Genomic DNA, 24464 nt, shown 5'->3' with positions numbered 1-24464 from the left:
TATGGGATGACCTCCCTCACGCTCAATGACGGCCACGTGATCCCCCAGCTCGGTCTCGGGGTCTATAAAGTAGCGGATGCCCTCGCCGCCGACACCGTCGAGGTCGCCCTCGCCGCCGGGTACCGTCACGTCGACACCGCAGCCCTCTACGAGAACGAGGTCGGCGTCGGGCAGGGTCTCGCGCGCTCGAACGTGCCCCGCGAGGACGTGTTCGTGACCACCAAGGTGTGGAACGACCGCCACGGCTACGACGAAACGCTGAAAGCGTTCGACGAGAGCCTGGCCAAACTCGACCTCGACTACGTCGACCTCTACCTGATCCACTGGCCGGCCCCGACCCAGAATCGCTACGTCGAGACCTATCGGGCGCTCGAGGCGATCCGAGCCACGGGCCGTGCCCGCTCGATCGGCGTCTCCAACTTTCATCCGCACCACCTCGACCGGCTGCTGAATGAGACCGAGGTCGTTCCGGTGCTCAACCAGGTGGAGTTGCACCCGTGGCTGCCGCAAGCCGAGGTGCGCGCGTATGACGCGGCCCACGGCATCCTGACCGAAGCGTGGTCGCCGCTGGCTCGCGGGCGTGCGATCGGCAACCGGGCCCTCGATGCGATCGGCGCCAGGCACGGCAAGTCGGCCGCGCAGATCGTGATCGCCTGGCACCTCGCGCTCGGCAACGTGGTCATTCCCAAGTCGGTCACCCCGGCGCGCATCCGCGCCAACATCAACGTGTTCGACATTTCCCTCGACGCCGACGACCTCGCGGCGATTGCCGGTCTGGAGAGCGGCGAGCGCACCGGCAAGGACCCAGACGACCTCGACTGAGCCCTATAGGGGAACGAGGGCGTCCGGCCCGAGCGGGTCTGGCACGTCTTCGGCGTTCGGCAGGGTGCTGATGAACCGGTAGAACACGATGCCGAGCACCGTCGCGACCACGCCGCCAATGATGAAGGGCAGGGCAAGATCGATGCGCCCGACCAGACCGCCGAGCACGCTCCCGATCGGTGTCGCTCCCCAGAGCAGGGTGCGCCAGGTGCCGTGCACTCGCCCGAGCAGATGCCCCGGAATGATGCTCTGCCGCAGGGACATCACCAGAATGTTCCAGACTGTCACCGCGCCGCTGCTCACCGCGAAAAAGATCACGGTCACCCACAGGTTGGGCCAGAGGCCAACAATCAGGAACGCCAGGCCGCTCAAGACCAGCATGATCGCCATGGTCGGCCCGGCATTCAGGCGGTTCTTGAGCGGTGCCGTAAAAACCGATCCAACGATGCCGCCGATCGCGCCGCTCAGCATGAAGACTCCGAACCAAGCCTCCGGTACCGCGAGCGGTCCGAGCACGAACAGCACGAAGCTGGCCGTGGCGAAGGAGAACGCGAGTCCGACGGTAGTGCTCAGCAGCCAGAGCGTGACCAGCATGCGGCTCTTCACGATGAAACGGTAGCCGTCGACGAACTGGCGATACCAGGCGGCTTCCGTCTGGTCGCCGATCAGAGCGTGCTGCCGTCCCGACGCGATCTTCGGCAGGAACAGCGCGAGCGCTGCGGCGACCAGAAAAGCTACCGCGTTCGCACCGAGCGGGATCAGCACCGAAACGGCGAACAGCAGGCTGGTGAGCGGCCCGGCCAGAAAATTCTGCACCACGAGCTCGCCGGCCTCGATGCGGGAATTGGCGCGGGGCAGGTCGGCGCGGCCGATGATGCTCGGAACGACCGCGCGGGTCGCCCCGTCGTACACGGTCTCGAACGCACCATAGATGAAAATAAGGGCGTACAGCCAGACGATGGTGAGGGCATCCGTTGCGGTGAGCACACACAGGGCGACGGCGAGGATCATGCGCACGGTGTTGGCGAGTGCGAGGGCGATGCGACGGTCGATGCGGTCGACCAGGATACCGGCCGGGATGGCGCAGAGCAGCCACGGCAGCATCGCCATGGCCGCGATACCGGCGATCAGCAGGGGGTCGTCGGTGAGCCGCGCCGCGAGCAGGGGCAGCGCGGTGCGCGCGATACCGTCACCGAGATTGCTCGCGAGGCTCGCCGTGAACAGGTTGTTGAAGGCCGGCCCGAGGCCGCCCGACAGGCGACGCCGCATCACCAGCGGGGGTGAATCTGCTCCCGCAGGAGCCGATCGTAGATATCCTGCACGCCCTCGTTAAAGGCGAGGTCAAGTGGTTCGGCAACGCCCGCCGTGGCATTGCCCTGCGCCTGCGCGACCGAGCGAGCGCCGGGAATGACGGCGCTCACGCCGTCGATCTGAGCAACCCAGGCCAGCGCAGCCTGCGCGGGAGTGAGGCCGGCCGGGGCCAGAGCGGCGAATTCAGTCGCGGCCTGCAGGCCTACCTCGAAGTCGACGCCGGAGAAGGTCTCGCCAACGTCGAAGTGGCTGCCGTCACGGTTGAAGTTGCGGTGGTCGCTCTCGGCGAACACCGTCTCGCGGGAGTATTTGCCGGTTAGCAGTCCGCTGGCCAGCGGCACCCGCGCGATAATGCCGACCCCGGCCTCCCGCGCGGCGGGCAGCACCTCATCGAGCGGCTTCAGTCGAAACGCGTTCAGGATGATCTGCACGGTGGCGACGCCGGGGTGGCTGATCGCGGCGATGGCCTGGGCGCAGGTCTCCACGCTCACGCCGTAGTTGCTGATGACGCCCTCGTCGACGAGGGTGTCGAGCGCGTCGTAGACCTCGCCCGAGTCGAAGACCGCGCTCGGCGGGCAGTGCAGTTGTACGAGGTCGAGGGTGTCCGTGCCGAGGTTCATGCGCGAGCGGTCGGTCCAGGCCCGAAAATTGGCAAGCACGAAATTCTCGGGCAGCTGCTCGGCCCGCCGCCCCATCTTGGTCGCTACGGTGATTTCAGCGCCCGGGGCGTCGTGCGCGAGAAAATGCCCGATCAGGCGTTCGCTGCGGCCGTCACCGTAGACATCCGCTGTGTCAAAAAAGGTGATTCCGGCATCAGCGGATGCCGCCAGCACAGCGGTCGCGTCAGCGTCAGACACGGCACCCCAGTCGGCGCCAAGCTGCCAGGTTCCGAGGCCGATCACGGAAACAGTGCGGCCGGTTCGTCCGAGGGTGCGTTTGTGCATAGCTCCAGCTTAGGTAGGGGGCGGTTTCAGCGCCGCAAGAATTTCTGGTGTGGCGGGGAAGACGCTCAGACCGGGCGACCGCCGACGATCGCGATGGCGCGGGCGGCGAGACGACTACCGGCATCCGCTGCTGACGTCATCGACGCACCCTCGAGCCACGCTGCGACGAAACCGGCACCGAAGGCATCGCCGGCCCCGGACGCGTCGGTCCGGTCACCGCCTGCGGCTGGAACCATCACCGGAGGCTGTCCGTCGACTGCGACGACCGCGCCCTCGGCCCCCATGGTGAGTGCGACCAGCCCAAAACTCTCAGCGAGACACGTCGCAACGTCGAACGGATCCTCCAGCCCGGTGAGGGCACGCCCCTCGGGAAGGTTGGGCAACAGAACGGATGCCCCCGCCACCGCCCGCAAGAAATGCGCCACCCCGAAATCCGCCAGTTGACCGCCCGAACCCGGGTCCACGACGACGGGCACCCCACGCTCGCGGCATCGCCCCAGGAGGTGTTGGAAGGAATCAACCGTCCCCTCCGGGTCGTGCTGGCCGGAGAACACCGTATACCCGGTGAAATACAGCGCCGCAGCACCGTCGAGCAGGGAATCGGGCACGTCGTTCGGAGTCAGAACCCGGTTGGCCCCGCGTTCGATCAGCACGGTGCGGCCCTCGTTCTCATCGACAATGACGATGATCGTGCCCGTAGGACGGGTCGCGTCGGGAGTGAGGTGAGCCCGCACACCAAAATCAGCGAGAAAGGCGGCATGGTAGTCACAGTCGATGGCACCGACCCGGCCGATGAAGTCCACAGCCACCCCGGTGCTTCCGAGCCAGGCCGACACGTTGGCCGCCGCACCGCCCGGAACCTGACGAATCGATGACTGCGTATCGGTGTCGACAAGCGGCTCCCGATGCGGTCGAACGACGATGTCGTCGATCACGTCGCCGAACACCACAACCCGTGGGCGTCCACCATCGCTCAAGATATCCCCTTTGAATTAGTGCCGACCGGAATTCATAGTGGTCGGCCTGGCCAAGCCGCACATACCCCCGAATGACCGAACATTCTCTGAGCCTAGTGGCCCCCGATGCGCTCCGCGATCAGCGGACCGCCATCCTGCACGGGCTCCCCCGGGTCGCCGATGCGCCAGGCACCCGCGACGGCCTCGAGCGCACGGGCGAACCGTGCTGGCTCGTCGGCGCTGAGCGTGAACAGGGGCTGCCCCTTGACCACGGTGTCGCCGGGCTTGGCGTGCAGGTCGATTCCGGCGGCGTGCTGCACCGGATCCTGCTTGCGCGCCCGGCCAGCGCCGAGCCGCCAGGCACCGATCCCGAACGGCAGCGCCTGCTGTTCCACCAGCACGCCGCTCCGCTCAGCGAGTACGACGTGGGTTTCGCGGGCGACCGGCAACGCGGCATCCGGGTCGCCGCCCTGCGCGCGAATCACGGCGCGCCATTTGTCCATAGCCCGACCATCGTGCAGGGCGGCACCCACGTCGACGCCGGTGATTCCAGCGAGCGAGAGCATCTCCTCGGCCAGGGCCACGGTGAGTTCGACCACATCTTTCGGCCCGCCACCGGCGAGCACCTCGACCGATTCGCGCACCTCATTGGCATTGCCGATGGCAAAACCGAGCGGCACGTTCATGTTGGTCAGCAGGGCGGATGTCGCCACCCCGGCATCCTCGCCGAGTTCCACCATGGTGCGGGCGAGCTCGCGTGAGCGCTCGATATCTTTCAGAAAAGCACCGGAGCCGAACTTCACGTCGAGCACGAGGGCCTGAGTGCCCTCGGCAATCTTCTTCGACATGATCGACGACGCGATCAGCGGAATCGCCTCGACCGTTCCGGTGATGTCGCGCAGGGCGTAGAGCTTGCCGTCGGCCGGAGCCAGACCGCTGCCGGCCGCGCAGACCACGCCGCCGATCTCCTGCAACTGTTTAAGCATCTCGGCGTTGCTGAGGTTGGCGCGCCAGCCCGGAATCGATTCGAGTTTGTCCAGCGTGCCGCCCGTGTGGCCGAGGCCACGACCCGAGAGCTGCGGCACGGCCGCGCCGAACACCGCGACGAGCGGCATCAACGGCAGGGTGATCTTGTCGCCGACACCGCCGGTGGAGTGCTTGTCGGTGGTCGGCTTGCCGAGCCCGTCGAAGCTCATGCGTTCGCCGCTCGCGAGCATCGCCATGGTCAGCGCCCGAATCTCGTTACGGCTCATGCCGTTCAGAAATATGGCCATGGTCATGGCGGCCATCTGCTCGTCGCCGACGTAACCACGCGTGTAGGCGTCGATCAGCCAGTTGATCTGCGCTTCGCTGAGTTCGCCGCGGTCGCGCTTGGTGTGGATGAGGTCGACGGCGTCAAACGCTTCGATGGTGGTCATTCCGTGTGTTCCTTTACAGCGTGATACTCGGCGAGCTGGCGTGGCCCGAAGGCATCCGGCAGCACCTCGTCGATGGTCTTCACGCCGGAGACGGTTTCGAGCAGCATGCCCGGCGCGGAGTGTTCATACAGAAGCTGCCGGCAGCGACCGCACGGCATGAGAATGCCACCGTTGCCGTCGACGCAGGTGAAGGCCACGAGGTGGCCGCCGCCGCTCCGGTGCAGCGCGGAAACCAGACCGCACTCGGCGCAGAGGGTGAGGCCGTAGGAGGCGTTCTCCACGTTGCATCCGCTGATCACTCGTCCGTCATCGACCAACGCCGCGACGCCCACCGGAAACTTGGAGTACGGCACGTAGGCGGTCTTCATGGCGGCGAGGGCGACCTCCCGCAGCGCGGCCCAGTCGACGGTCACCGTGCTCACTTGATGTACGGCTTTCCGTCGGCGGCGGGGGCCCGGGAGCGGCCGACGAACCCGGCCACGGCGAAGATCGTGACGACGTAGGGCAGCATGAGCATGAATTCGCTCGGTACCGGCGAGCCAATGATGCCCAGCACGTTTTGCAGGTTGGTGGCGAAGCCGAACAGAAGCGCCGCGAGGGTGGCCTTGATCGGATGCCACTGGCCGAAGATCACCGCGGCGAGGGCGATGAAGCCCATGCCGTTTGTCATCTCCTTGTTGAACGCGCCGACAGCGCCGAGGGTGAAGTACGCTCCGCCGAAGCCCGAGATGACGCCGCCGAGGGTGACGGCAACGAAACGGGTGCGGTTGACGTTGATGCCGACGGTGTCGGCGGCCTGCGGATGCTCACCCACGGCCCGCACGCGCAGGCCCCACTTGGTGCGAAACAGGCCAAAATACACCACGGCAACGGCTACGTACATGACGTAGACGATGATGGTCTGGCGAAAAAGCACCGGGCCGATAATGGGGATTTCGCTGAGCAGCGGAATGTTGAGTCGGGGAAAGACATCCGGTGAGTTGAGGTTGGCGCTCGGGGCGAGAACCTGCGAGTAGAGAAAGCTGGTGAGCCCGATCACAAGCACGTTGAGCACGACGCCGACGATGACCTGGTCGACGAGATACTTGAGCGCGAATGCGGCCAGCACCATGGAGACGAGCGCTCCGGCGACCATCGCGGCGAGCAAGCCGATGTAGGGGTTGCCCGTGGCGGAGGCGACGACCGCTGAGCTGAAGGCACCGGCCAGAAGCTGCGCCTCGATGGCAACGTTCACGACGCCGGCGCGCTCGGACAGCACACCGCCGAGGGCACCGAAGATGAGCGGGGCGCTCAGGGTGACCGTTCCGATCAGCAGTCCCGGCACCGGAATGGTCGATCCCGATGCAGCCCAGGCCAGAAAGCCGACCAGAAACAGCAGGGCGAACAGAATGGTCAGCACGATCGGAATCTTGCGGTGGCGGTAGACCAGCCAGACCGACGCCGCGGCCAGCAGCACGAGCACGATGGCGATGATCACCCCGGTGGCGAAAGTCGGAAGCGCCATCTCGGGCAGCTGAATCAGGTCGCGCGCTTCGGACAGACGGAAGGTGCTGAGCTCGCCGCGCTGGCCTCGTCCGAGCACCACGAACAGGATCAGGGACAGCACGGCAAAGCCGCCGAAGGTGATCGGAATCTTCCAGCTGCGAATTTGTGCCGTCGTCGCGATCGGGGCGGAAACGGGAGCTGTGCTCTCTGCGATCGTGCTCACTTTGCCACCACCTCGTTGCTCTTGCTTGCCTTGACGGCGCTGATCTTGGGTGTTCTCGTGGTGCCTGGCGTCGGAAGGTGGAACATGGCCCGCACCAGCGGCGGGGCAGCGATGAACAGCACGATCAGAGCCTGTACGACCACGACGATATCGATGGGCACACCCTCTGCCGCCTGCATGGAAAACCCTCCGGCTTTGAAAGCACCGAAGAGAATGCCGGCGGCGAAGATTCCCCAGGGCTTAGACCGGCCCAAAAGTGCCACCGTGATGGCGTCGAAACCGATACCCGCGTCGATACCGGAGCCGAAACCAGTCGTCACCGTACCGAGCACCTGGTTGATACCGGCCAGCCCCACGAGCGCACCCGAGATGGCCATGGCATACAGGTAGACGTTCTTCACGTTGATGCCTGCTACCCGGGCCGCGCTGGGGTTTTGACCGACGGCGCGAAACTGAAACCCGAGGTTGGAGCGGCTGAGCAGCCACCAGACGAAGATTGTGGCGGCGATGACCGTGAGAAAACCGGCGTGGAGGTTGTACCTGGGTCCAAACAGGTCGGGGAACACCGCGGTGGACAACATCGGCGGGGTCTTCGGGTTATTGCTGCCCGGAGCCTGGAGGGCACCCGGCGTGCGCAGCAAGAACTGGATGAGGTAGAGCGCCACGAAGTTGAGCATGATCGTGACGATCACCTCGTGGGCTCCGGTGCGAGCCTTGAGCAGGCCCACAATTCCGCCCCAGATAGCGCCGCCGAGCAGACCGGCCAGGATAGCGACAATCAAGTGGATGCCAGCCGGCAGCTCGACCGCAAAAGCGACATAGCCAGCGGCCCCGGCGGCGATGAGCATCTGCCCACGACCACCGATGTTGAACATCCCCACCCGAAAGGCGAGCCCGACGCCGAGGCCGGCCGCGATCAGCGGCGTGGCGAAGGTGAGGGTTTCGGTCAGCGGGCGTATCGCGGTGAGAAAGTTCTGGGCCCGAAAGTTATAGATCGACCCCTGGAACAGGGCGGAATACGCGCCCGCGACGGCGTCCCAAACGGCCTGCAGCAGGTCGGCCGGACGGGAGAAGAAGTACCCGGCCGTCTCCTGCACGCGTTCGTTGGTGAATGCGATCAAAATGGCGCCGACCACGAGCGCGAACACGACGGCGAGAATGGAGATCATGGTGCTGCCGCCGGTGATGTCGCGCAGGCTTTGGGTCCAGCGCCCAGACCCGTCCTTCCGGCCAGGTCCGGCAGCCGGAGCGGCGGGAGCCGGCGCTGCCGGTGCCGTCAGGTCACTCACAGTGCAGCCTCGGTTTCGGGGGCGTGTTCGCCGGCCATCATAAGGCCCAGCGTGGCGCGGGGGGTGTTGCCAGGAACGATTCCAACGATTTCTCCTCGATACATCACCGCGATGCGGTCTGCGAGCGCGACGACCTCGTCGAGCTCGGTGGACACCACGATCACGGGAATACCCGAATCCCGCGTTTCGATAATGCGGGTGTGCACGAACTCGATCGAACCGACATCGAGCCCGCGGGTGGGCTGGGCTGCCACGAACAATCGCAGCTCCCGACTCAGCTCACGGGCGAGCACCACTTTCTGTTGGTTGCCACCGGAGAGCCGGCCAGCCTCCATGGCACTGCCCTGCGAACGAATATCGAACTCGTGAATCTTCTCGGCGGCGAATTTGGCTCGAAATCCCAGCTGGAGGTTTCCGCCCTTCACGAACGGCGCCCCGGAGCTGCGGTCCAGCATGAGATTCTCGGCGATGCTGAAGTCGGCGATGAGGCCGTCTTCGGTGCGGTCCTCGGGAACGAACCCAACGCCGGAATCGAGGATGTGCCGCACGCTGTAGCCGCGCAATGGTTTTCCGTCGAGTTCGATCGACCCGGTCACGTGGTGCTGCAGCCCGATCAGGGCTTCGGTCAGTTCGGTTTGGCCGTTGCCCTGCACCCCGGCAATGGCGAGCACCTCACCGGCCTGCACGTCGAAGCTCACGTTGTTGACGACGATCTGGTTGCGGGCGTCGATGACCGTGAGATTCTTTATCGACAGTGCGGTACCGCGCAGCTCCGGCGCGTTCTTGTGCACGGTCAGTTCGACGGCACGACCCACCATGAGTGATGCCAGCTCGGCGTTCGTCGCGGTCGGCGAGGCTTCACCGACAACGGTTCCCAAGCGGATGACGGTGATGCGGTCGGCGACGGCGCGCACCTCCCGCAATTTGTGCGTGATGAACACGATTGAGGTGCCGGACTCGGCGAGCTGGCGCATGATGATCATGAGCTCGTCGGTCTCTTGCGGGGTAAGCACGGCGGTGGGTTCGTCGAACACCAGCACCTTCGCATCTTGGGACAGCGCCTTGATGATTTCCACCCGCTGCTGCACACCGACCGGAAGGTCTTCGATCAGGGCGTCCGGATCGATATCGAAGCCGAAGCGGTCGGAGATCTCGCGAACCTTGGCGCGGGCCGCACTGAGATCCAGCCGGCCGCCGAAGGTGGTCTGTTCGTGGCCGAGCACGACGTTCTCGGCGACGGTGAACACCGGAACGAGCATGAAGTGCTGGTGCACCATGCCGATTCCCGCGTTCATGGCGTCGCCGGGACCGGCGAATTTCTGCACCACGTCGTCGAGCAGAATCTCGCCCTCTTCGGCAATGTACAGGCCGTACAGCACGTTCATCAGGGTGGACTTGCCAGCGCCGTTCTCACCCAGGAGGGCGTGAATTTCACCCGACTCGACGGTGAGGGAGATGTTGTTGTTGGCGACCAACGCACCAAAGCGCTTGGTGATGCCGCGAAGTTCGAGCTTCATTCATCCTGAATTCTTGAGTCGAGCATGGCGGGAGTGCACGAGGGTAATGAAATGGGGAGGCCGAAAAATCGGCCTCCCCATTGCTGTCAGCGTATTACTGCTTGGGCGAAGCGGGCGATTCCACCGTGATCGAACCGTCGATGATACCAGCCTTGATCGCGTCCAGCTCGTCGGTCATGGTCGCGGGGACCTTGGATTCGAAGTCGTGGAACGGCGCAACTCCCACGCCGTCGTTGGCCAGGGTACCGACGAATGCGGTGGCATCGAAGGCACCGGTGCCGGCACCGGTGACGACGTCGGACACGCCGACCTTGATGCCCTTGAGGATGCTGGTCAGGAACAGGTCAGCGCCATCCGGGTAGGTCTCGTATAGGTCGGCGTCGACACCGATCATGGCGATGTCCTTGCCCGAGCTCTTGATCGCTTCAATCGCGCTCAGGAAGATCGGTCCACCAACGGGAAGCAGCACGTCGGCGTTCTGGTCGATGAGGCCCTGGGCCTTGGCGAGCGAGTCGACGCCTGCAGCGAAGCCACCGGTGAAGGAGCCGGTCTGCGAGGCGACGTCCCAGCCGACGGTCTTAACGGACGTACCGTTCTGGTCGTTGAAGTAGGTGACACCGTCAGCGAAACCATCCATGAAGATGGTGACCGGGGGAATCTGAAGTCCGCCATAGGTTCCCACGACGCCGGTCTTGCTGTAGCCGGCTGCCGCGTAGCCGGCCATGAAGCCGGCGGGGGCGGTGTCGAACACGATCGGCTTGATGTTCGGCGCGTCTACCTCACCGTTGAAGTCGAGGTCGGCGGTGTCGTCGATGATGGCGTAGTTGACTTCGGGGTTGGCCAGAGCCGACTCGACCGTTGCGGCGGCGAGGTTGAAGCCGACGGTGACGATGAGAGAGCAGCCCTGGTCGACGAGGTTCTGCACGTTCGACTGGTAGTCAGTCTCGGTCGCAGACTCGACCGTGATCGGCGTGACGCCCAAGGACTTGGCCGCTTCGTTGAGTCCTTCGAAACCGAGCTGGTTGAACGACTTGTCGTCGAATCCACCCGCGTCAGAAACCATGCAGGGAACGAAGTCGCTGGCGGCGGCGGAGTTGGTGTTATCGGTGGTGGCGGGCGCCTGAGCACAGGCCGCGAGCATCGCCACTGAGCCGAACATTGCAAGACCGGTGAGTACGGTCTTACGGGTCGAAATTGTCAAGAGGACCTCCAGGATGCTGCCCAGCGAGATCGCTCGGGCGTGGTGCGATCCACGTTACCGAATGTGACGCTGCGCAGATGAGCATTGTGCGTGCGCGGGCGAGTCGTTACCAAGCCGCGACATTACCGAAACGATTCTCCCCTTATTGGGGTGAACTGGGGCCCTCTACCTTGATGATCCCGGCTATAATCGCGGCCCTGATCTGGTCGAGTTCGTCGCTTAGCTCGGGCGTCACCAGCGCGGCCAGGTCGTGGAAGTTGGAGATCTCGACGCCCCCGTTCTTGAGGGTTCCCACGAAAGCCGTGTTGTCGAAGGTGCCGTCGAGGTCAGCCCCGATGGTCTCCACCACGGCGTCCGAAGTGTTCTTCAGCACGCTCGTGAGCACGACCGACTGAAACTGCTCCGGCAGGGTCACATAGCCGTCGTTGTCGACCCAGATGATCGAGACGCCCGGGGTTTCGATCGCGGCGGCCGCCGCGCCCTGCCCGACCTGGCCGGCCACCGGCAGAATGATGTCGGCGCCCTGGTCGATGAAGGACTGGGCGAGGGCCTTACCCTTGTTGACGTCTTCGAAGTCGCCCGTGAAACTGCCGTCCTGGGCCTCTTTGTTCCAGCCGAGAACCTGCACGGCAGCCTTGTGCTTGTCGTTGTACATGGCGACGCCGTCGACGAAACCGTCCATGAACAGGGTGACGGGCGGCTGGTTGCCGCCGCCGAAAGTTGCCACAATGCCGGTTTTGGTCACGCCAGCGGCCAGATAGCCGGCCAGAAACGACGCCTGGGCGGTGTCGAAGACGATCGGTTTCACGTTGGGGGCATCGACGACCTCGTCGACGATTGCAAAGTGCACCTCGGGGTTCGCGGTGGCTTCGGCCAGCGTGGCGTCGGCGAGTTGGTAGCCGACGGTGAGAATGAAATCACAGCCGGTGGCGACGGCCTGGCTCACATTGGGCGCCAGATCGGTCTCCGAGGTCGAAACGATAGCGTCGGTATTGATGTTGTAGGTCGTCGCCGCTTCCTGCAGGCCTTCCCAGCTGGACTGGTTGAAGGACCGGTCTTCGAGGCCGCCCGAGTTCGTGACCATGCGGGCGCAGTAGTCGGGCGCCGTCGCATCCGCTGTCGTGGTGGGTGCCGGTGCCTGCGCGCACCCGGCCAGCAGCAGAGCGGATGCCGCGAGGGCAGAAACAGCAATCACACGACGCATGGACACTCCTTAAGCATGAATTGGAATTCTAGTCAGGAATGGCCTACAGCACATCGCTGGAGCCGGAGAGCTTTAGCGCGTCGACGACAGCCTTGACCTTCTGGGCGTTCGCGCTGGTCGTGACCAGCAGGGCGTCGGGAGTGTCGATCACGACGATGTCCTCCACCCCGATCAGTGCGATCATGCGACCGGTGTGGCTGACCACGATGCCGCTCGACGAGTCGGCGAGCACTCGCGCGCCCTCGCCGAGGATGGCGAGGTTGGATTTGCGGCCGCCGGAGTGCAGCTTGGCGATCGAGGCGAAGTCGCCCACGTCGTCCCAGTCGAACTGGCCGGGAATCACGACGAGCTTTCCGGCAGCCGCGGCGGGCTCGGCGATCGAATAGTCGATGGCGATCTTCTTCAGGCTCGGCCAGACCTGGTCGACGACAGCGCCGCGGGCCGGGGTGTCCCAGGCTTCGGCAAGTTTCATCAGTCCGGCGTGCAGCTCGGGCTCGGCCGAGGCAATCTCGGCCAGCAAGCGGTCAGCGCGCGCGATGAAGATGCCGGCGTTCCACAGGTAGTTGCCGTCGGCGAGGTATTGCTCAGCGACCTCGGGGCTCGGCTTCTCGACGAAGGAGTCGACGGCCAGGGCGGTCGGGGCGCCGTCGATGGGCAGGGACGCCGCGCTCTTGATGTAGCCAAAGCCGATCGCGGGCTCGGTCGGCTGGATGCCGATCGTGACGATGTAGCCGGCATCCGCTGCCGCAACCGCCTCGGTCACCGCCGAGCGGAAGAGGGCGTCGCCCTTGATGACCTGGTCGGCCGGGAACGATCCGATGATCACGCCGGGTTCGCGCAGCTGCAGAATGGCCGCGGCGAGGCCGATCGCGGCGGTCGAGTCGCGCGGTTCGCTTTCGAGAACGACGTTCGGATCGGCCAGTTCGGGCAGCTGCTGCTCGACGGCGGCACGGTGGGCACGCCCGGTGACGACCATGATGCGTTGCTCGGTCGAGAGCGGAACGAGGCGATCCCAGGTATCGCGCAGCAGGGTGTGGCCAGAGCCGGTGAGGTCGTGCAGAAATTTGGGGGCATCCGCTCGCGACAGCGGCCACAGCCGGGAGCCGATGCCGCCGGCGGGAATCACGCTGTACAGGCGGTCGATGGGCTCACTGAACGTAATCATTGGATCAGACTATCGGGCGGCCCCGATGCGAGCGCCTGACACCACTGTTCATGCGCCCGTCACCCGGCGGCAATCGTCGCGACTTAACCTCGAACCATGCGGATCGCAGTCATCAGCGAAAGTTTTCTCCCCACCGTGAGCGGGGTGACCACGAGTGTCTGCAAGGTGCTCGAACACCTGGCCGCCAACGGACACGAGGCCATGGTCATCGCCCCCTCCGGTGCCCCAGCCGAGTATGCGGGTTTTCCGGTGCACACCGTCTCCGCCGTCAACTATCGCGAATTTCCGGTGGGAATGCCCAGCCCGCAGGTGCAGAAGTTGCTCGCCGACTTTCGCCCGGACGTGCTGCACGCCGCCTCGCCGTTCCTGCTCGGCGCCCAGGGCATCAGCGCCGCCAACCGGCTCGACATCCCCTCGGTCGCGATCTTTCAAACGGATGTCGCCGGCTACGCTCACCGAAACCACCTCGGCCCCGCAACGGCCCTGGCCTGGCGATTCGTGAAGTGGGTACACGACGGTGCCACCCGCACCCTCGTTCCATCGTCGTCGTCGATGGCCGCCCTGCTGCGCCTCGGCGTGCCCCGCCTGGCCATGTGGACCCGCGGTGTCGACCTGACCGGTTTTCACCCCAATCTGAAGAACGATCCGGCGGTCGCCGCGCTCCGGGAACGGATTGCGCCCGCGCTCAAGACGGATGGCCAACGCGATGTGATCGTGGGCTACGTCGGTCGCATGGCCCCGGAGAAGCAGGTGGAGCGGCTTCGTGCGCTGCGCGGGGTGCCGGGCATCCGTTTGGCTCTCGTCGGAGACGGACCGAGCGTACCTTTTATACGGCGGGCCCTCGCGGGCATGCCGGTCACCTGGCTGGGGCGGCTGTCGGGCCGCGAACTCGCCGTCGCCTACGCGAGCTTTGACGTGTTCGTGCACGCCGGTACCGAGGAGACGTTCGGCCAGACGCTGCAGGAGGCGCACGCGGCCGGGCTGCCGGTGGTGGCCCCGCACGCCGGAGGGCCGATCGATCTGGTGGCGCACGGCGAGAACGGGTATCTGTTTCGACCGAATGACGACCGTGATCTCAAGCACTGGGTGTGCCAGCTCGCACTCGACCCCATGCTGCGTGCGCGCATGGGCGAAGCCGGGCGTCGCGCAGTGCTCGGGCGCTCCTGGCCCACGGTCTGCGCCGAGCTGGTCGACTACTACGAGCAGGCCATCGACGAGCGCCTCGCCGTGCGCGCCGACACTCACGTGCCACCCTCGATGCAACGTTAGGGCACCCTAACTGACACGAGAAGGCGGAGCACTTGTAGACTAACCACATGTGCTAATAGCGCATTCTCGGTCTCATTTAAGAGCCATAATTCAGCCAGGGAGGGTTGTTCATGCCACAGACGGCAGGAACCCTAGATTCTCAGCAGAAGACGACGTCACGTCGCCCCGCCGGCACCCTGTATCGGGGTAACACGGGCATGTGGTCGTGGGTATTGCACCGCATCACCGGCGTAGCAATTTTCTTCTTTCTGCTCGTCCATATTCTCGATACGGCGCTCGTGCGGGTCAGCCCCGAAGCGTACAACGCGGTTATCGGGCAGTACCAGACACCGATCATGGGTCTCGGTGAGGTCGCACTCGTCGGCGCCATCGTGTTCCACGCCTTCAACGGTCTGCGCATCATTCTGATCGACTTCTGGAACGCCAAGTACCAGCGGGTGCTGTTCTACGTCGTCATCGGCCTCTGGGTCGTCACCATGCTGGGCTTCGCGCCGCGCCACCTCATCAACGTGTTCAGCCACTAGGGGGCGACAATATGACTTCAACAATCGAAGCTCCCCGCAGCCCGTACACCCGCAGCACGAAGAAGAGCGGGGTCAACTGGGAAAAGTGGGGCTGGATCTACATGCGCGTCTCCGGCGTCGTGCTGGTTGTGCTCATCTTCGGCCACCTGTTCGTCAACCTCATGATCGGTGAGGGCGTCAGCGCCCTGAACTTCGCGTTCGTCGCCGGCAAGCTGACCAACCCGTTCTGGATGGTCTGGGACGTCATCATGCTCTGGCTCGCCTTGATTCACGGCGGCAACGGCATGCGCACCCTGGTCAACGACTACGCCACCTCGCGGATCAGCCGCGGCATCCTGAAGGTCGCGATTCTGGTCAGCGTCGTCGCGCTGATCACGCTCGGCACCCTCGTGGTGTTCACCTTCGATCCTTGCCCCGCCGGTGCGCCCGCCGACCTCGTGGCCTCGTTCTGTAAGTCCCTCTAGGAGCTGCACTAACAAATATGACTTCTTCCACAGCGTCCCCGGAGTCCACCGTCGTAGACGGCGTGCACTACCACCAGCACGACATCGTCATTGTGGGAGCGGGTGGAGCCGGCATGCGTGCCGCCATCGAAGCCGGCCCCCACGCCAGCACAGCGGTCATTTCCAAGCTCTACCCGACGCGTTCGCACACCGGTGCGGCGCAGGGCGGGATGGCTGCGGCCCTCGCCAACGTCGAGGAAGACAACTGGGAATGGCACACCTTCGACACGATCAAGGGCGGCGACTACCTGGTTGACCAGGACGCCGCCGAGATCCTGGCCAAGGAAGCCATCGACGCGGTCATCGACCTTGAGAACATGGGCCTGCCGTTCAACCGCACGCCTGAGGGCAAGATCGACCAGCGCCGTTTCGGTGGCCACACTCGCGACCACGGTAAGAGCCCGGTGCGTCGCGCCTGCTACGCCGCTGACCGCACCGGCCACATGATCCTCCAGACGCTCTATCAGAACTGCGTCAAGCGCGGCATCAACTTCTTCAACGAGTACTACGTACTTGACCTGGTCATGACCAACGTCGACGGTGTCGACCAGCCGTCGGCCGTGGTGGCCCTCGACCTGTCGAGCGGCGAACTGCACGTGTTCCAGGGCAAGGCGTTCATCTTCGCCACCGGTGGTTTCGGCAAGATCTACAAGACCACCTCCAACGCCCACACCCTCACGGGTGACGGCGTCGGCATCGTCTGGCGCAAGGGTCTGCCGCTCGAGGACATGGAGTTCTTCCAGTTCCACCCGACCGGGCTGGCCGGATTGGGCATCCTCTTGACCGAGGGAGCTCGCGGCGAGGGAGCAATTCTTCGGAACGCTTCAGGTGAGCGTTTCATGGAACGTTACGCACCGACCATCAAGGACCTCGCCCCGCGTGACATCGTCTCGCGCTGCATGCTCAAGGAGGTCGCGGAGGGTCGCGGCGCCGGGCCCGACAAGGACTACCTGTACCTGGACTGCACCCACCTCGGTAAGGAACTGCTCGAGACCAAGCTGCCCGACATCACCGAGTTCGCGCGCACCTACCTCGGCGTCGACCCGGTCACCGAGCCGGTTCCGGTCATGCCGACCGCGCACTACGCGATGGGCGGCATCCCGACCAACGTGAAGGCCGAAGTCTGGCGCAACAATGAGGTCGTCGTTCCCGGGCTGTACGCCGCCGGTGAGTGCGCCTGCGTCTCGGTGCACGGCTCGAACCGTCTCGGCACCAACTCGCTGCTCGACATCAACGTGTTCGGCAAGCGCGCCGGCAACAACGCCGTTGAGTACGTCAAGACGGCCGAGTTCGTTCCGCTGCCGGAAGACCCGGCCAAGGAGGTGCGCGAGCTGCTGGAAGGCATCCGCTCGTCGACCGGAACCGAACGCATCGCCGTGCTGCGCAAGATTCTGCAGGAAGAAATGGACAAGAAGGCTCAGGTGTTCCGCACCGATGAGTCCCTCGCCGAGGTCACAGAGACCATCCACCTGTTGCGTCAGCGCTACAAGAACATCGGCGTGCAGGACAAGGGTCGTCGATTCAACACCGACCTGCTCGAAGCCGTCGAACTGGGCTTTTTGCTCGACCTCGCCGAGGTCGTCGTCTACTCCGCCCGCAACCGCAAGGAAAGCCGCGGCGGCCACCAGCGCGAGGACTACCTCGTTCGTGATGACGAGAACTACCTCAAGCACACCATGGCGTACCTCAAGGGTGACGCCATGTCGGCCGATGCCGCCGACCACATCAAGCTTGACTGGAAACCGGTTGTCATCACCCGCTACCAGCCGATGGAGAGGAAGTACTAGTGAGTACCGCCACAATCGATAACAAGCCCGTCGTGCCCGAAGAGATCAAATCCTTCACGGTCACGCTCATTATTCGTCGCTTCAACCCGGAGGTCGACGACGAGCCGCACTGGCAGGATTTCGACGTGCAGCTCTACCCGACCGACCGCGTGCTCGACGCGCTGCACAAGATCAAGTGGGAGCAGGACGGCTCGCTGACCTTCCGTCGCTCCTGCGCTCACGGCATCTGCGGCTCGGATGCCATGCGCATCAACGGCCGCAACCGTCTTGCCTGCAAGACGCTCATGAAGGACCTCGACGTTACGAAGCCCATTTATGTGGAGGCCATCAAGGGCTTGCCGCTGGAGAAGGACCTCATCGTTGACATGGAGCCGTTCTTCGCCTCCTTCAAGGCAATACAGCCGTTCATGATGAACAGCGTCAAGCCGGAAAAGGGCAAGGAGCGCATCCAGACGGTCGCCCAGCGCGCGCGCTTCGACGACACCACAAAATGTATTCTCTGCGCGGCATGCACGTCGAGCTGCCCGGTATTCTGGACCGACGGCCAGTACTTCGGCCCGGCCGCCATCGTCAACGCGCACCGTTTTATCTTCGATTCGCGCGACGATGGCGCCCAAGTGCGCCTCGACATTCTCAACGACAAAGAGGGCGTGTGGCGTTGCCGCACGACCTTCAACTGCACGGATGCCTGCCCCCGCGGCATCCAGGTGACCCAGGCCATCGCCGAGGTCAAGCAGGCCATCATGCGAGGCAAGGCGTAACTGCTCGATTGCATGACTGACACCCCCGTCGATTCGACGGGGGTGTTCGTGCATCCGGTTAGGCTGAACCAGTGAAAGAGCTTCTGGCGCGCATCCAGGCCTGGCGCCCCGTGCGGGTGTACGCACACTTCGCCCAGGTGGGCGGAGGCGTGCTCGCGGCCGGCATGTCGTACCAGGCTATCTTTGCCATCTTCGCCGCGATCTGGGTGGGGTTCTCCGTCGCCGGTCTGGTGCTCACCGAAAACCAGGGCCTGCTGAATGCGGTGTACGCGCTGATCAACCAATCGGTCCCCGGCCTGATCGGCACCTACGGTGTCATCGATCCGAGCCTGCTCGCCACGGGAAAGGTTTTCACCTGGACCGGTGCGATCGCCCTCGGCGGCTTGCTGATCACCGCACTGAGCTGGCTCTCCACTACCGCCCAGGCCGTGCGCACCGTGTTCGGGATGCCGCCGCAGACCACGTTCTTTCTGCTGGTCAAGCTGCGCGAGCTTGGCCTTGGCCTGCTGTTCGGGCTTGCCCTGGTCGTATCGGCGGCCGTTTCCCTGGCCAGCACGGCGCTGCTCGGCGGCCTGTTCGCGCTGTTCCATCTTCCCCAGGACTCCTTCTACTACGAGGCATCGGCGCGGGTGATCGGACTGGTCGTCGTGCTCGTGATCGACACGATCACCCTGGCCGGTCTGTTCCGGGTGCTGTCCCGCGTGCGCATTCCACCTCGGCGACTGTTGGCCGGCGCCCTGCTCGGCGGCGCTGGCCTCGGCGCGCTGAAAATTCTCGGCGGCACCCTGCTCGGGGGCGCCAGCAACAATCCGTTGCTCGCGACCTTCGCCGTGATCATCGGTCTGCTCATCTGGTTCAATCTGGTGAGTACCGTCACCCTGATCGCCGCCGCGTGGATCGCCGTGGGCATGGTTGACGCCGGCATCCCCCCACACACCCTCAACGCTGACGAGGCCGCCGACAACCAGCAGCAGCAGATGCAGGACGCCCTGCGGCTGACCGCGCAGTTCGAGCTGACCGCCGCGCGGGCAGACCTCGATGCGTCGCCCTGGTACGCCCGGTGGAGCGCCCGGCGTCGGCTCACCGCCGCCGAGGCACGGGTAGCAGAATACGCCCTGGCCGATGAGGCTCCGGTGCCCTAACTAGACTTGACCCATGTCTTCTGCCAAACCCCTTCGTATTGCCAGCATCAACACGAACGGGGTACGAGCCGCGTACCGCAAGGGGATGGGCGACTGGCTGAATGCCCGAGACGTTGACATTCTCGCGATTCAGGAAGTGCGTGCCTCCACCGAGGACCTCGAGGGACTGCTCGGGCCGCACTGGAACATTCTGCACGATGCCGCCACCGCGAAGGGGCGGGCCGGGGTCGCCTTGGCGAGCCGCGCCGGGGCATCCATTCACCGGGTAGCTCTCGGCACCGAAGAATTCGACAGCGCCGGCCGCTGGCTCGAAGCCGACTACGAGGTCAACGGGCAGGTCGTCACCGTCGTGAGCACCTACGTGCACTCCGGCGAGACCGACACCCCCAAGCAGGTCGAGAAGTACAAGTTTCTGGACGCCATGCTCGCCCGGCTGCCTGAGCTCACCGCGCACAGCCCGCTCGCGCTCGTACTCGGCGACCTGAACGTGGGGCACCGCACGCTGGATATCAAGAACTGGCGCGGAAACAAGAAGCACGCCGGCTTCCTGCCGGAAGAGCGGGAGTATTTCGACCGTATCCTCGGAGCGGAAGGCGACCCCCTGTACAACGCGGGTGCCGGACTCGGCTGGGTCGATATCGGGCGCAAATGGGCCGGCGAGGTCGAGGGACCGTACACCTGGTGGTCCCAGCGCGGCCAGGCTTTCGACAATGACACCGGGTGGCGGCTGGACTACCATCTGGCCAGCCCGCTGTTGGCGGCATCCGTTGGTTCCTACGCGGTCGATCGGGCCGCGGCGTACGACCAGCGCTGGAGCGACCACTCCCCCGTCGTTGTTGACTATGACCTTTCTGGAGCGCTGAACTCATGACCAAACCCCGCCTGTATTCGGGCATGCAGCCCTCCGCCGAGTCCCTGCAGATCGGCAACTACATTGGCGCGCTGCTCAACTGGAAGTCGCTGCAGCAGACGCACGACGCGTTCTTCTCCATCGTCGACCTGCACGCCATCACCGTGGCGCAGGAGCCTTCAAAGCTGCGGGAGAACACCCGCGGCACTGCGGCGCAATATATTGCGGCCGGCATCGACCCGTCGGCGTCGACGCTGTACGTGCAGTCGCACGTCGCCGCGCATGCCCAGCTGGCCTGGGTTCTGAACACCATCACCGGGTTCGGTGAGGCCAGCCGCATGACGCAGTTCAAGGACAAGTCCGCGCGGCACGGAGCCGACGCGACCACCGTGGGCCTGTTCGCCTACCCGACGCTGATGGCCGCGGACATTCTGCTGTACCAGACCGAGGTGGTGCCGGTCGGGGAAGACCAGCGACAGCACGTCGAGCTCACCCGAGACCTCGCGCTGCGCTTCAACTCGCGCTTCGGCGACACCTTCACGATTCCCGAGGTGGCGATCGTGAAGGAAACCGCGAAGATCTACGACCTGCAGAACCCCGTGTCGAAGATGAGCAAGTCGGCCGAATCGCACGCCGGGGTCATCTGGTTGCTTGACGAGCCCGGTGTGACTCGCAAGAAGATCATGCGCGCGGTGACGGATGCCGATGGCGGCGTGGTGTTCGACCGCGAGAACAAGCCGGGTGTGGCGAACCTGCTCACGATCTACTCCGTGCTGGCCTCGCGCACGATCGAGTCGCTCGAAACCGAGTATGCCGGGCGCGGCTACGGCGATCTCAAGAAGGGGCTGGTCGAGGTTGTTCTGGGCACCTTCGACCCGATTCGCGAGCGCGTCGCCGAACTGCTCGGCGATCCGGCCGAGCTCGACCGGGTGCTGGCGTCGAACGCCGCCCGGGCCGACGCTGTCGCGGACGAGACCCTCGCGACCGTCTACGACCGCGTAGGCTTCCTCCCCCGCCGCTGATGCGTCCGTTCGCTTTGTCGTCGCCCTTGGTATTGCTCGATGAGCCGGTGTCCGGCGACGCCGATCGGGTCTTCGAGTACTGCCAGGACCCGATCTTCGAGCGTTTTCTGACCGTTCCGTGGCCGTATTGCCGGGAGCACGCCGAAGGATTCCTCAACGAGTATGTTCCCGCCGGATGGATGTCGGATCGGGAATATACCTGGGCGCTGCGCGATACGCCCGGGGCGGAGCTTCTGGGCGTGATCGCGCTGCGCTTGACCGGAGAATCCGTCGCGGCCGACGCTTCCGTCCACCGGGTGGGGTCCATCGGCTTCTGGTTGGGCGCCCCGCACCGTGGCCGCGGGCTCATCCCCGAAGCGCAACGACTGGTCGCCGATTGGGCGTTCTCATCCAGACTCATCGATGTTCTGCACTGGGAGTGCCTGCTCGGAAACGTCGCGTCAGCCCGAGCGGCGTGGAAGTCGGGGTTTCGATATTCCGGGGTGGGGCCATCCGTCGCCGCCTACCGGGACGGAAGCTACCCTGACTCGTGGCAGGGCCACCTCGCCGCCGGAGACGACCGTGGGCCACAGCCCGGCTGGCCCGCAGAGGCCCTGGGCTCGTGATGATGCCGAGGGTTGTGCTGTTCGACCTCGACGACACCCTCTTCGAGCACCGGGGAGCGGTTGCAGCGGGCATTCTGCTGCACCTCGACCGGATCGGCGGCGAATTCGCTACCGGCGACCGGACGGCGGCCACCGCGCTCTGGGATGCACTCGAGGAGGAGCACTACCACTCCTACCTCGCCGGCACTCTGGATTTCGCCGGCCAACGCCGCGCCCGCGCCCAGGACTTCGCGGCGTCATTCCGCGTTTCGTTGACTGACGCCGAGGCTGACGCCTGGTTCGACGACTACTTCCTGAGGTACCGGGCCAGTTGGCGGCTGCACGACGACGCCCTCCCCTGCCTCGATGCGCTGGTGGAGCTTCTGCCCGGAGTGCGTTTTGGCCTCATCACGAACGGCGACCCGGTCTTTCAGGGCGAGAAAATTTGGCGGGTCGGATTGCACGACCGGTTCGAGCACGTCGTCACCTCGGGTGCACTCGGCGTCGCCAAGCCCGACGTGCGCATCTTCGAGCACGCCTGCGCCCTGTTCGGCGTGCCCGTGTCAGAGGCGGTGTATGTCGGGGACCGGCTCCGCACGGATGCTCTGGGCGCGGCTGCTGCGGGACTGACGGGGGTCTGGCTCGACCGCGCCACCGCATCCGCTGTCCCACTAACGCCTGCCGACAAAATAGCCGCCGCGCGCCTTCGTATTCTTCGGATCGAGACCTTGGCCGAACTCACCAGTGCGCTCAGCGGGCAGTCAGTGGAATGGCGCCCGGCCTAACTCCAATTCGCGGCCGCAAATTGCAGGAGTTATGCGGCTGGGCCAGGCGGAAAGGGGAGACAGAGCGGAGGCCGGATGGCCAGCTGCTCGTCGAGGCGAGAGGCCGAAAGCCCGGCTCCGCGTTGGCGGGGCCGGGCTTTGGGTCACACGGGCGAAGGCTAGCGCACGTCTTCGTCTACCCAGTCGAGGGTCTTCGTTACGGCCTTCTTCCAGTTGCGCAGGAGGCGGTCGGCCTCGTCCTTGTCCATGGAGGGCTCCCAACGGGAGTCTTCCTGCCAGTTGGCGCGGAGGTCGTCGAGGCCGCTCCAGAATCCGACCGCTAGGCCGGCCGCATACGCGGCACCGAGGGCGGTGGTCTCGGCGACGACCGGGCGCACGACCGGCACGCCGATGATGTCGGCCTGGAACTGCATGAGCAGGTCGTTCGCCGTGGCGCCGCCGTCGACCTTGAGCTCAGTCAGCGGCACGCCGGAGTCGGCGTTGACCGCGTCGAGCACCTCGCGGGTCTGGTACGCAATGGCCTCGAGCGCTGCGCGTGCGATGTGACCCTTGTTGACGTAGCGGGTAAGGCCGACCAGGGCACCGCGGGCGTCGGACCGCCAGTACGGCGCGAACAGGCCGGAGAAGGCCGGTACGAAGTAGGCTCCGCCGTTGTCCTTGACCGTCTTGGCGAGGTCTTCGATCTCAGAGGCGTTCTTAATGATGCCGAGCTGGTCGCGCATCCACTGCACGAGCGACCCGGTCACGGCGATCGATCCTTCGAGCGCGTAGTGCACGGGGGCGTCGCCGAGCTTGTAGCCGACCGTGGTGAGCAGGCCGTTCTTCGAGTGGATGATCTCGGTGCCGGTGTTGAAGATCAGAAAGTTACCGGTGCCATAGGTGTTCTTCGCTTCGCCCTGGTCGAAGGCGGCCTGGCCGAAGGTTGCGGCCTGCTGGTCGCCGAGGATGCCGGCGATCGGCACCTCGCGCAGCAGGCTGTGCCCGCTCGCGATGCCGTAGACCTCGGAGGAAGACTTGATCTCGGGCAGCATCGACTTCGGCACGTCGAAGATGGCGAGGATCTCGTCGTCCCACTGAAGGGTTTCGAGGTCCATGAACATGGTGCGGCTCGCGTTGGTGACGTCGGTCGCGTGCACGCCGCCCTCGATGCCACCGGTCAGGTTCCAGAGGACCCAGGAGTCGGTGGTGCCGAACAGGAGGTCGCCGGCATCCGCTTTGGCGCGGGCACCCTCGACGTTTTCGAGGATCCAGACGATCTTGGTGCCGGAGAAGTAGGTGGCCAGCGGCAGGCCGACCTTGCCCTTGAACCGCTCGACACCGCCATCCGCTGCGAGACGATCGACGATCGGCTGGGTTCGCGTGTCCTGCCAGACGATGGCGTTGTAGACGGGCACGCCGGTGTTCTTGTCCCAGACGACAGCGGTCTCGCGCTGGTTGGTGATGCCGATGGCTTCGATGTCGTGGCGCGTGATGTTCGCCTTTGACAGCGCCTGGCCGATGGCCTCACGGGTGTTGTCCCAGATTTCCTTCGGGTCATGCTCGACCCAGCCGGCCTGCGGCAGAATCTGTTCGTGCTCGAGCTGGCCGGTCGAAATGATCGACCCCGCCTTGTCGAACACGATCGCGCGGGAGCTCGTGGTTCCCTGGTCGATGGCGAGAACGTACTTGGCCATGTGTAACTCCTTTGTTGTTCCAGGTGGAA

At 65.0% G+C, this 24464-nt stretch carries 23 protein-coding genes; 11 read left to right on the top strand and 12 right to left on the bottom strand.

All coding sequences use genetic code 11. From position 1 onward, the window contains the following. Window positions 1-6: 6 nt before the first annotated feature. On the top strand, window positions 7-822 hold the full coding sequence (locus tag E3T29_RS12395) for an aldo/keto reductase (RefSeq protein ID WP_134345704.1): 816 nt from the start codon (window positions 7-9) through the stop codon (window positions 820-822). A 3-nt stretch (window positions 823-825) separates the two neighbouring features. On the opposite strand, the gene E3T29_RS12390 is transcribed toward E3T29_RS12395, so the two are convergent. The 11 genes from E3T29_RS12390 to E3T29_RS12340 form a co-directional block, all read right to left on the bottom strand. Beyond that, window positions 826-2091, bottom strand: coding sequence for an MFS transporter (locus E3T29_RS12390; protein ID WP_241987817.1), 1266 nt, complete (start codon window positions 2089-2091; stop codon window positions 826-828). After that, window positions 2091-3077, bottom strand: coding sequence for an aldo/keto reductase (locus tag E3T29_RS12385; protein ID WP_134345700.1), 987 nt, complete (start codon window positions 3075-3077; stop codon window positions 2091-2093). Before E3T29_RS12385 ends, E3T29_RS12390 begins: the two co-directional genes overlap by 1 nt. Before the next feature lie 65 nt (window positions 3078-3142). Beyond that, window positions 3143-4054, bottom strand: a complete 912-nt coding sequence (locus E3T29_RS12380; protein ID WP_166792404.1) for a carbohydrate kinase family protein — start codon at window positions 4052-4054, stop codon at window positions 3143-3145. A 92-nt stretch (window positions 4055-4146) separates the two neighbouring features. Then, window positions 4147-5451 (bottom strand): thymidine phosphorylase, encoded by a 1305-nt coding sequence (locus E3T29_RS12375; protein ID WP_134345696.1) that lies wholly within the window; start codon window positions 5449-5451, stop codon window positions 4147-4149. Continuing rightward, window positions 5448-5873 carry a cytidine deaminase gene (locus E3T29_RS12370; protein WP_166789916.1) on the bottom strand — a complete coding sequence of 142 codons (426 nt, stop codon included), beginning with the start codon at window positions 5871-5873 and terminating at the stop codon, window positions 5448-5450. Before E3T29_RS12370 ends, E3T29_RS12375 begins: the two co-directional genes overlap by 4 nt. Then, window positions 5870-7150: an ABC transporter permease gene (locus E3T29_RS12365; RefSeq protein ID WP_370449171.1), complete on the bottom strand. Its 1281-nt coding sequence runs from the start codon at window positions 7148-7150 to the stop codon at window positions 5870-5872. Before E3T29_RS12365 ends, E3T29_RS12370 begins: the two co-directional genes overlap by 4 nt. A gap of 5 nt (window positions 7151-7155) precedes the next feature. Further along, window positions 7156-8448, bottom strand: a complete 1293-nt coding sequence (locus E3T29_RS12360) for an ABC transporter permease (protein ID WP_370449165.1) — start codon at window positions 8446-8448, stop codon at window positions 7156-7158. Next, window positions 8445-9965: an ABC transporter ATP-binding protein gene (locus tag E3T29_RS12355; protein ID WP_134345692.1), complete on the bottom strand. Its 1521-nt coding sequence runs from the start codon at window positions 9963-9965 to the stop codon at window positions 8445-8447. The genes E3T29_RS12360 and E3T29_RS12355 overlap by 4 nt, the downstream gene beginning before the upstream one ends. Window positions 9966-10059: 94 nt before the next feature. Then, complete coding sequence (locus tag E3T29_RS12350; protein WP_134345690.1) at window positions 10060-11166, bottom strand: BMP family protein; 1107 nt, start codon at window positions 11164-11166, stop codon at window positions 10060-10062. A 142-nt stretch (window positions 11167-11308) separates the two neighbouring features. After that, complete coding sequence (locus tag E3T29_RS12345) at window positions 11309-12370, bottom strand: BMP family protein (protein ID WP_134345689.1); 1062 nt, start codon at window positions 12368-12370, stop codon at window positions 11309-11311. Between the two features lie 43 nt (window positions 12371-12413). Then, complete coding sequence (locus tag E3T29_RS12340) at window positions 12414-13535, bottom strand: mannose-1-phosphate guanylyltransferase (protein ID WP_134345688.1); 1122 nt, start codon at window positions 13533-13535, stop codon at window positions 12414-12416. 96 nt (window positions 13536-13631) lie between these two features. On the opposite strand from E3T29_RS12340, the gene E3T29_RS12335 reads away from it, so the two are divergent. The 10 genes from E3T29_RS12335 (at window position 13632) to E3T29_RS12290 (ending at window position 22762) form a co-directional block, all read left to right on the top strand. After that, on the top strand, window positions 13632-14804 hold the full coding sequence (locus E3T29_RS12335; protein ID WP_134345687.1) for a glycosyltransferase family 1 protein: 1173 nt from the start codon (window positions 13632-13634) through the stop codon (window positions 14802-14804). Window positions 14805-14914: 110 nt separating this feature from the next. Next, window positions 14915-15328 carry a succinate dehydrogenase, cytochrome b556 subunit gene (sdhC, locus tag E3T29_RS12330; RefSeq protein ID WP_092339487.1) on the top strand — a complete coding sequence of 138 codons (414 nt, stop codon included), beginning with the start codon at window positions 14915-14917 and terminating at the stop codon, window positions 15326-15328. Between the two features lie 11 nt (window positions 15329-15339). Then, a complete protein-coding gene (locus tag E3T29_RS12325; RefSeq protein WP_092339013.1) occupies window positions 15340-15792 on the top strand; it encodes a succinate dehydrogenase hydrophobic membrane anchor subunit in 453 nt (150 codons plus the stop codon). Window positions 15793-15809: 17 nt separating this feature from the next. Continuing rightward, window positions 15810-17618: a succinate dehydrogenase flavoprotein subunit gene (sdhA, locus tag E3T29_RS12320; protein WP_092339015.1), complete on the top strand. Its 1809-nt coding sequence runs from the start codon at window positions 15810-15812 to the stop codon at window positions 17616-17618. Continuing rightward, entirely contained in the window at window positions 17618-18379 is a 762-nt protein-coding gene (locus E3T29_RS12315) for a succinate dehydrogenase iron-sulfur subunit (protein WP_092339017.1), read from the top strand. The genes sdhA and E3T29_RS12315 overlap by 1 nt, the downstream gene beginning before the upstream one ends. A 71-nt stretch (window positions 18380-18450) precedes the next feature. Beyond that, window positions 18451-19521: a YihY/virulence factor BrkB family protein gene (locus E3T29_RS12310; protein ID WP_134345686.1), complete on the top strand. Its 1071-nt coding sequence runs from the start codon at window positions 18451-18453 to the stop codon at window positions 19519-19521. Window positions 19522-19534: 13 nt separating this feature from the next. Further along, on the top strand, window positions 19535-20392 hold the full coding sequence (locus tag E3T29_RS12305; RefSeq protein WP_134345685.1) for an exodeoxyribonuclease III: 858 nt from the start codon (window positions 19535-19537) through the stop codon (window positions 20390-20392). Continuing rightward, the gene (gene trpS / locus E3T29_RS12300) at window positions 20389-21393 is read left to right on the top strand and encodes a tryptophan--tRNA ligase (RefSeq protein WP_134345684.1); all 1005 of its coding nucleotides are present in this window, start codon (window positions 20389-20391) and stop codon (window positions 21391-21393) included. The genes E3T29_RS12305 and trpS overlap by 4 nt, the downstream gene beginning before the upstream one ends. Next, window positions 21393-21998 carry a GNAT family N-acetyltransferase gene (locus tag E3T29_RS12295; protein ID WP_134345683.1) on the top strand — a complete coding sequence of 202 codons (606 nt, stop codon included), beginning with the start codon at window positions 21393-21395 and terminating at the stop codon, window positions 21996-21998. The genes trpS and E3T29_RS12295 overlap by 1 nt, the downstream gene beginning before the upstream one ends. Continuing rightward, window positions 21998-22762, top strand: a complete 765-nt coding sequence (locus E3T29_RS12290) for an HAD family hydrolase (RefSeq protein WP_174776422.1) — start codon at window positions 21998-22000, stop codon at window positions 22760-22762. Before E3T29_RS12295 ends, E3T29_RS12290 begins: the two co-directional genes overlap by 1 nt. Before the next feature lie 158 nt (window positions 22763-22920). Here the strand turns inward: E3T29_RS12290 and glpK are convergent, their stop codons facing one another. Next, window positions 22921-24435 carry a glycerol kinase GlpK gene (gene glpK / locus E3T29_RS12285; protein ID WP_092339028.1) on the bottom strand — a complete coding sequence of 505 codons (1515 nt, stop codon included), beginning with the start codon at window positions 24433-24435 and terminating at the stop codon, window positions 22921-22923. Window positions 24436-24464: the final 29 nt, after the last annotated feature.

It is taken from the genome of Cryobacterium sp. TMT1-66-1 (genome assembly GCF_004403435.1).
Lineage (GTDB): Bacteria > Actinomycetota > Actinomycetes > Actinomycetales > Microbacteriaceae > Cryobacterium > Cryobacterium flavum.
This window is presented reverse-complemented; position numbering and strand designations above follow the sequence as displayed.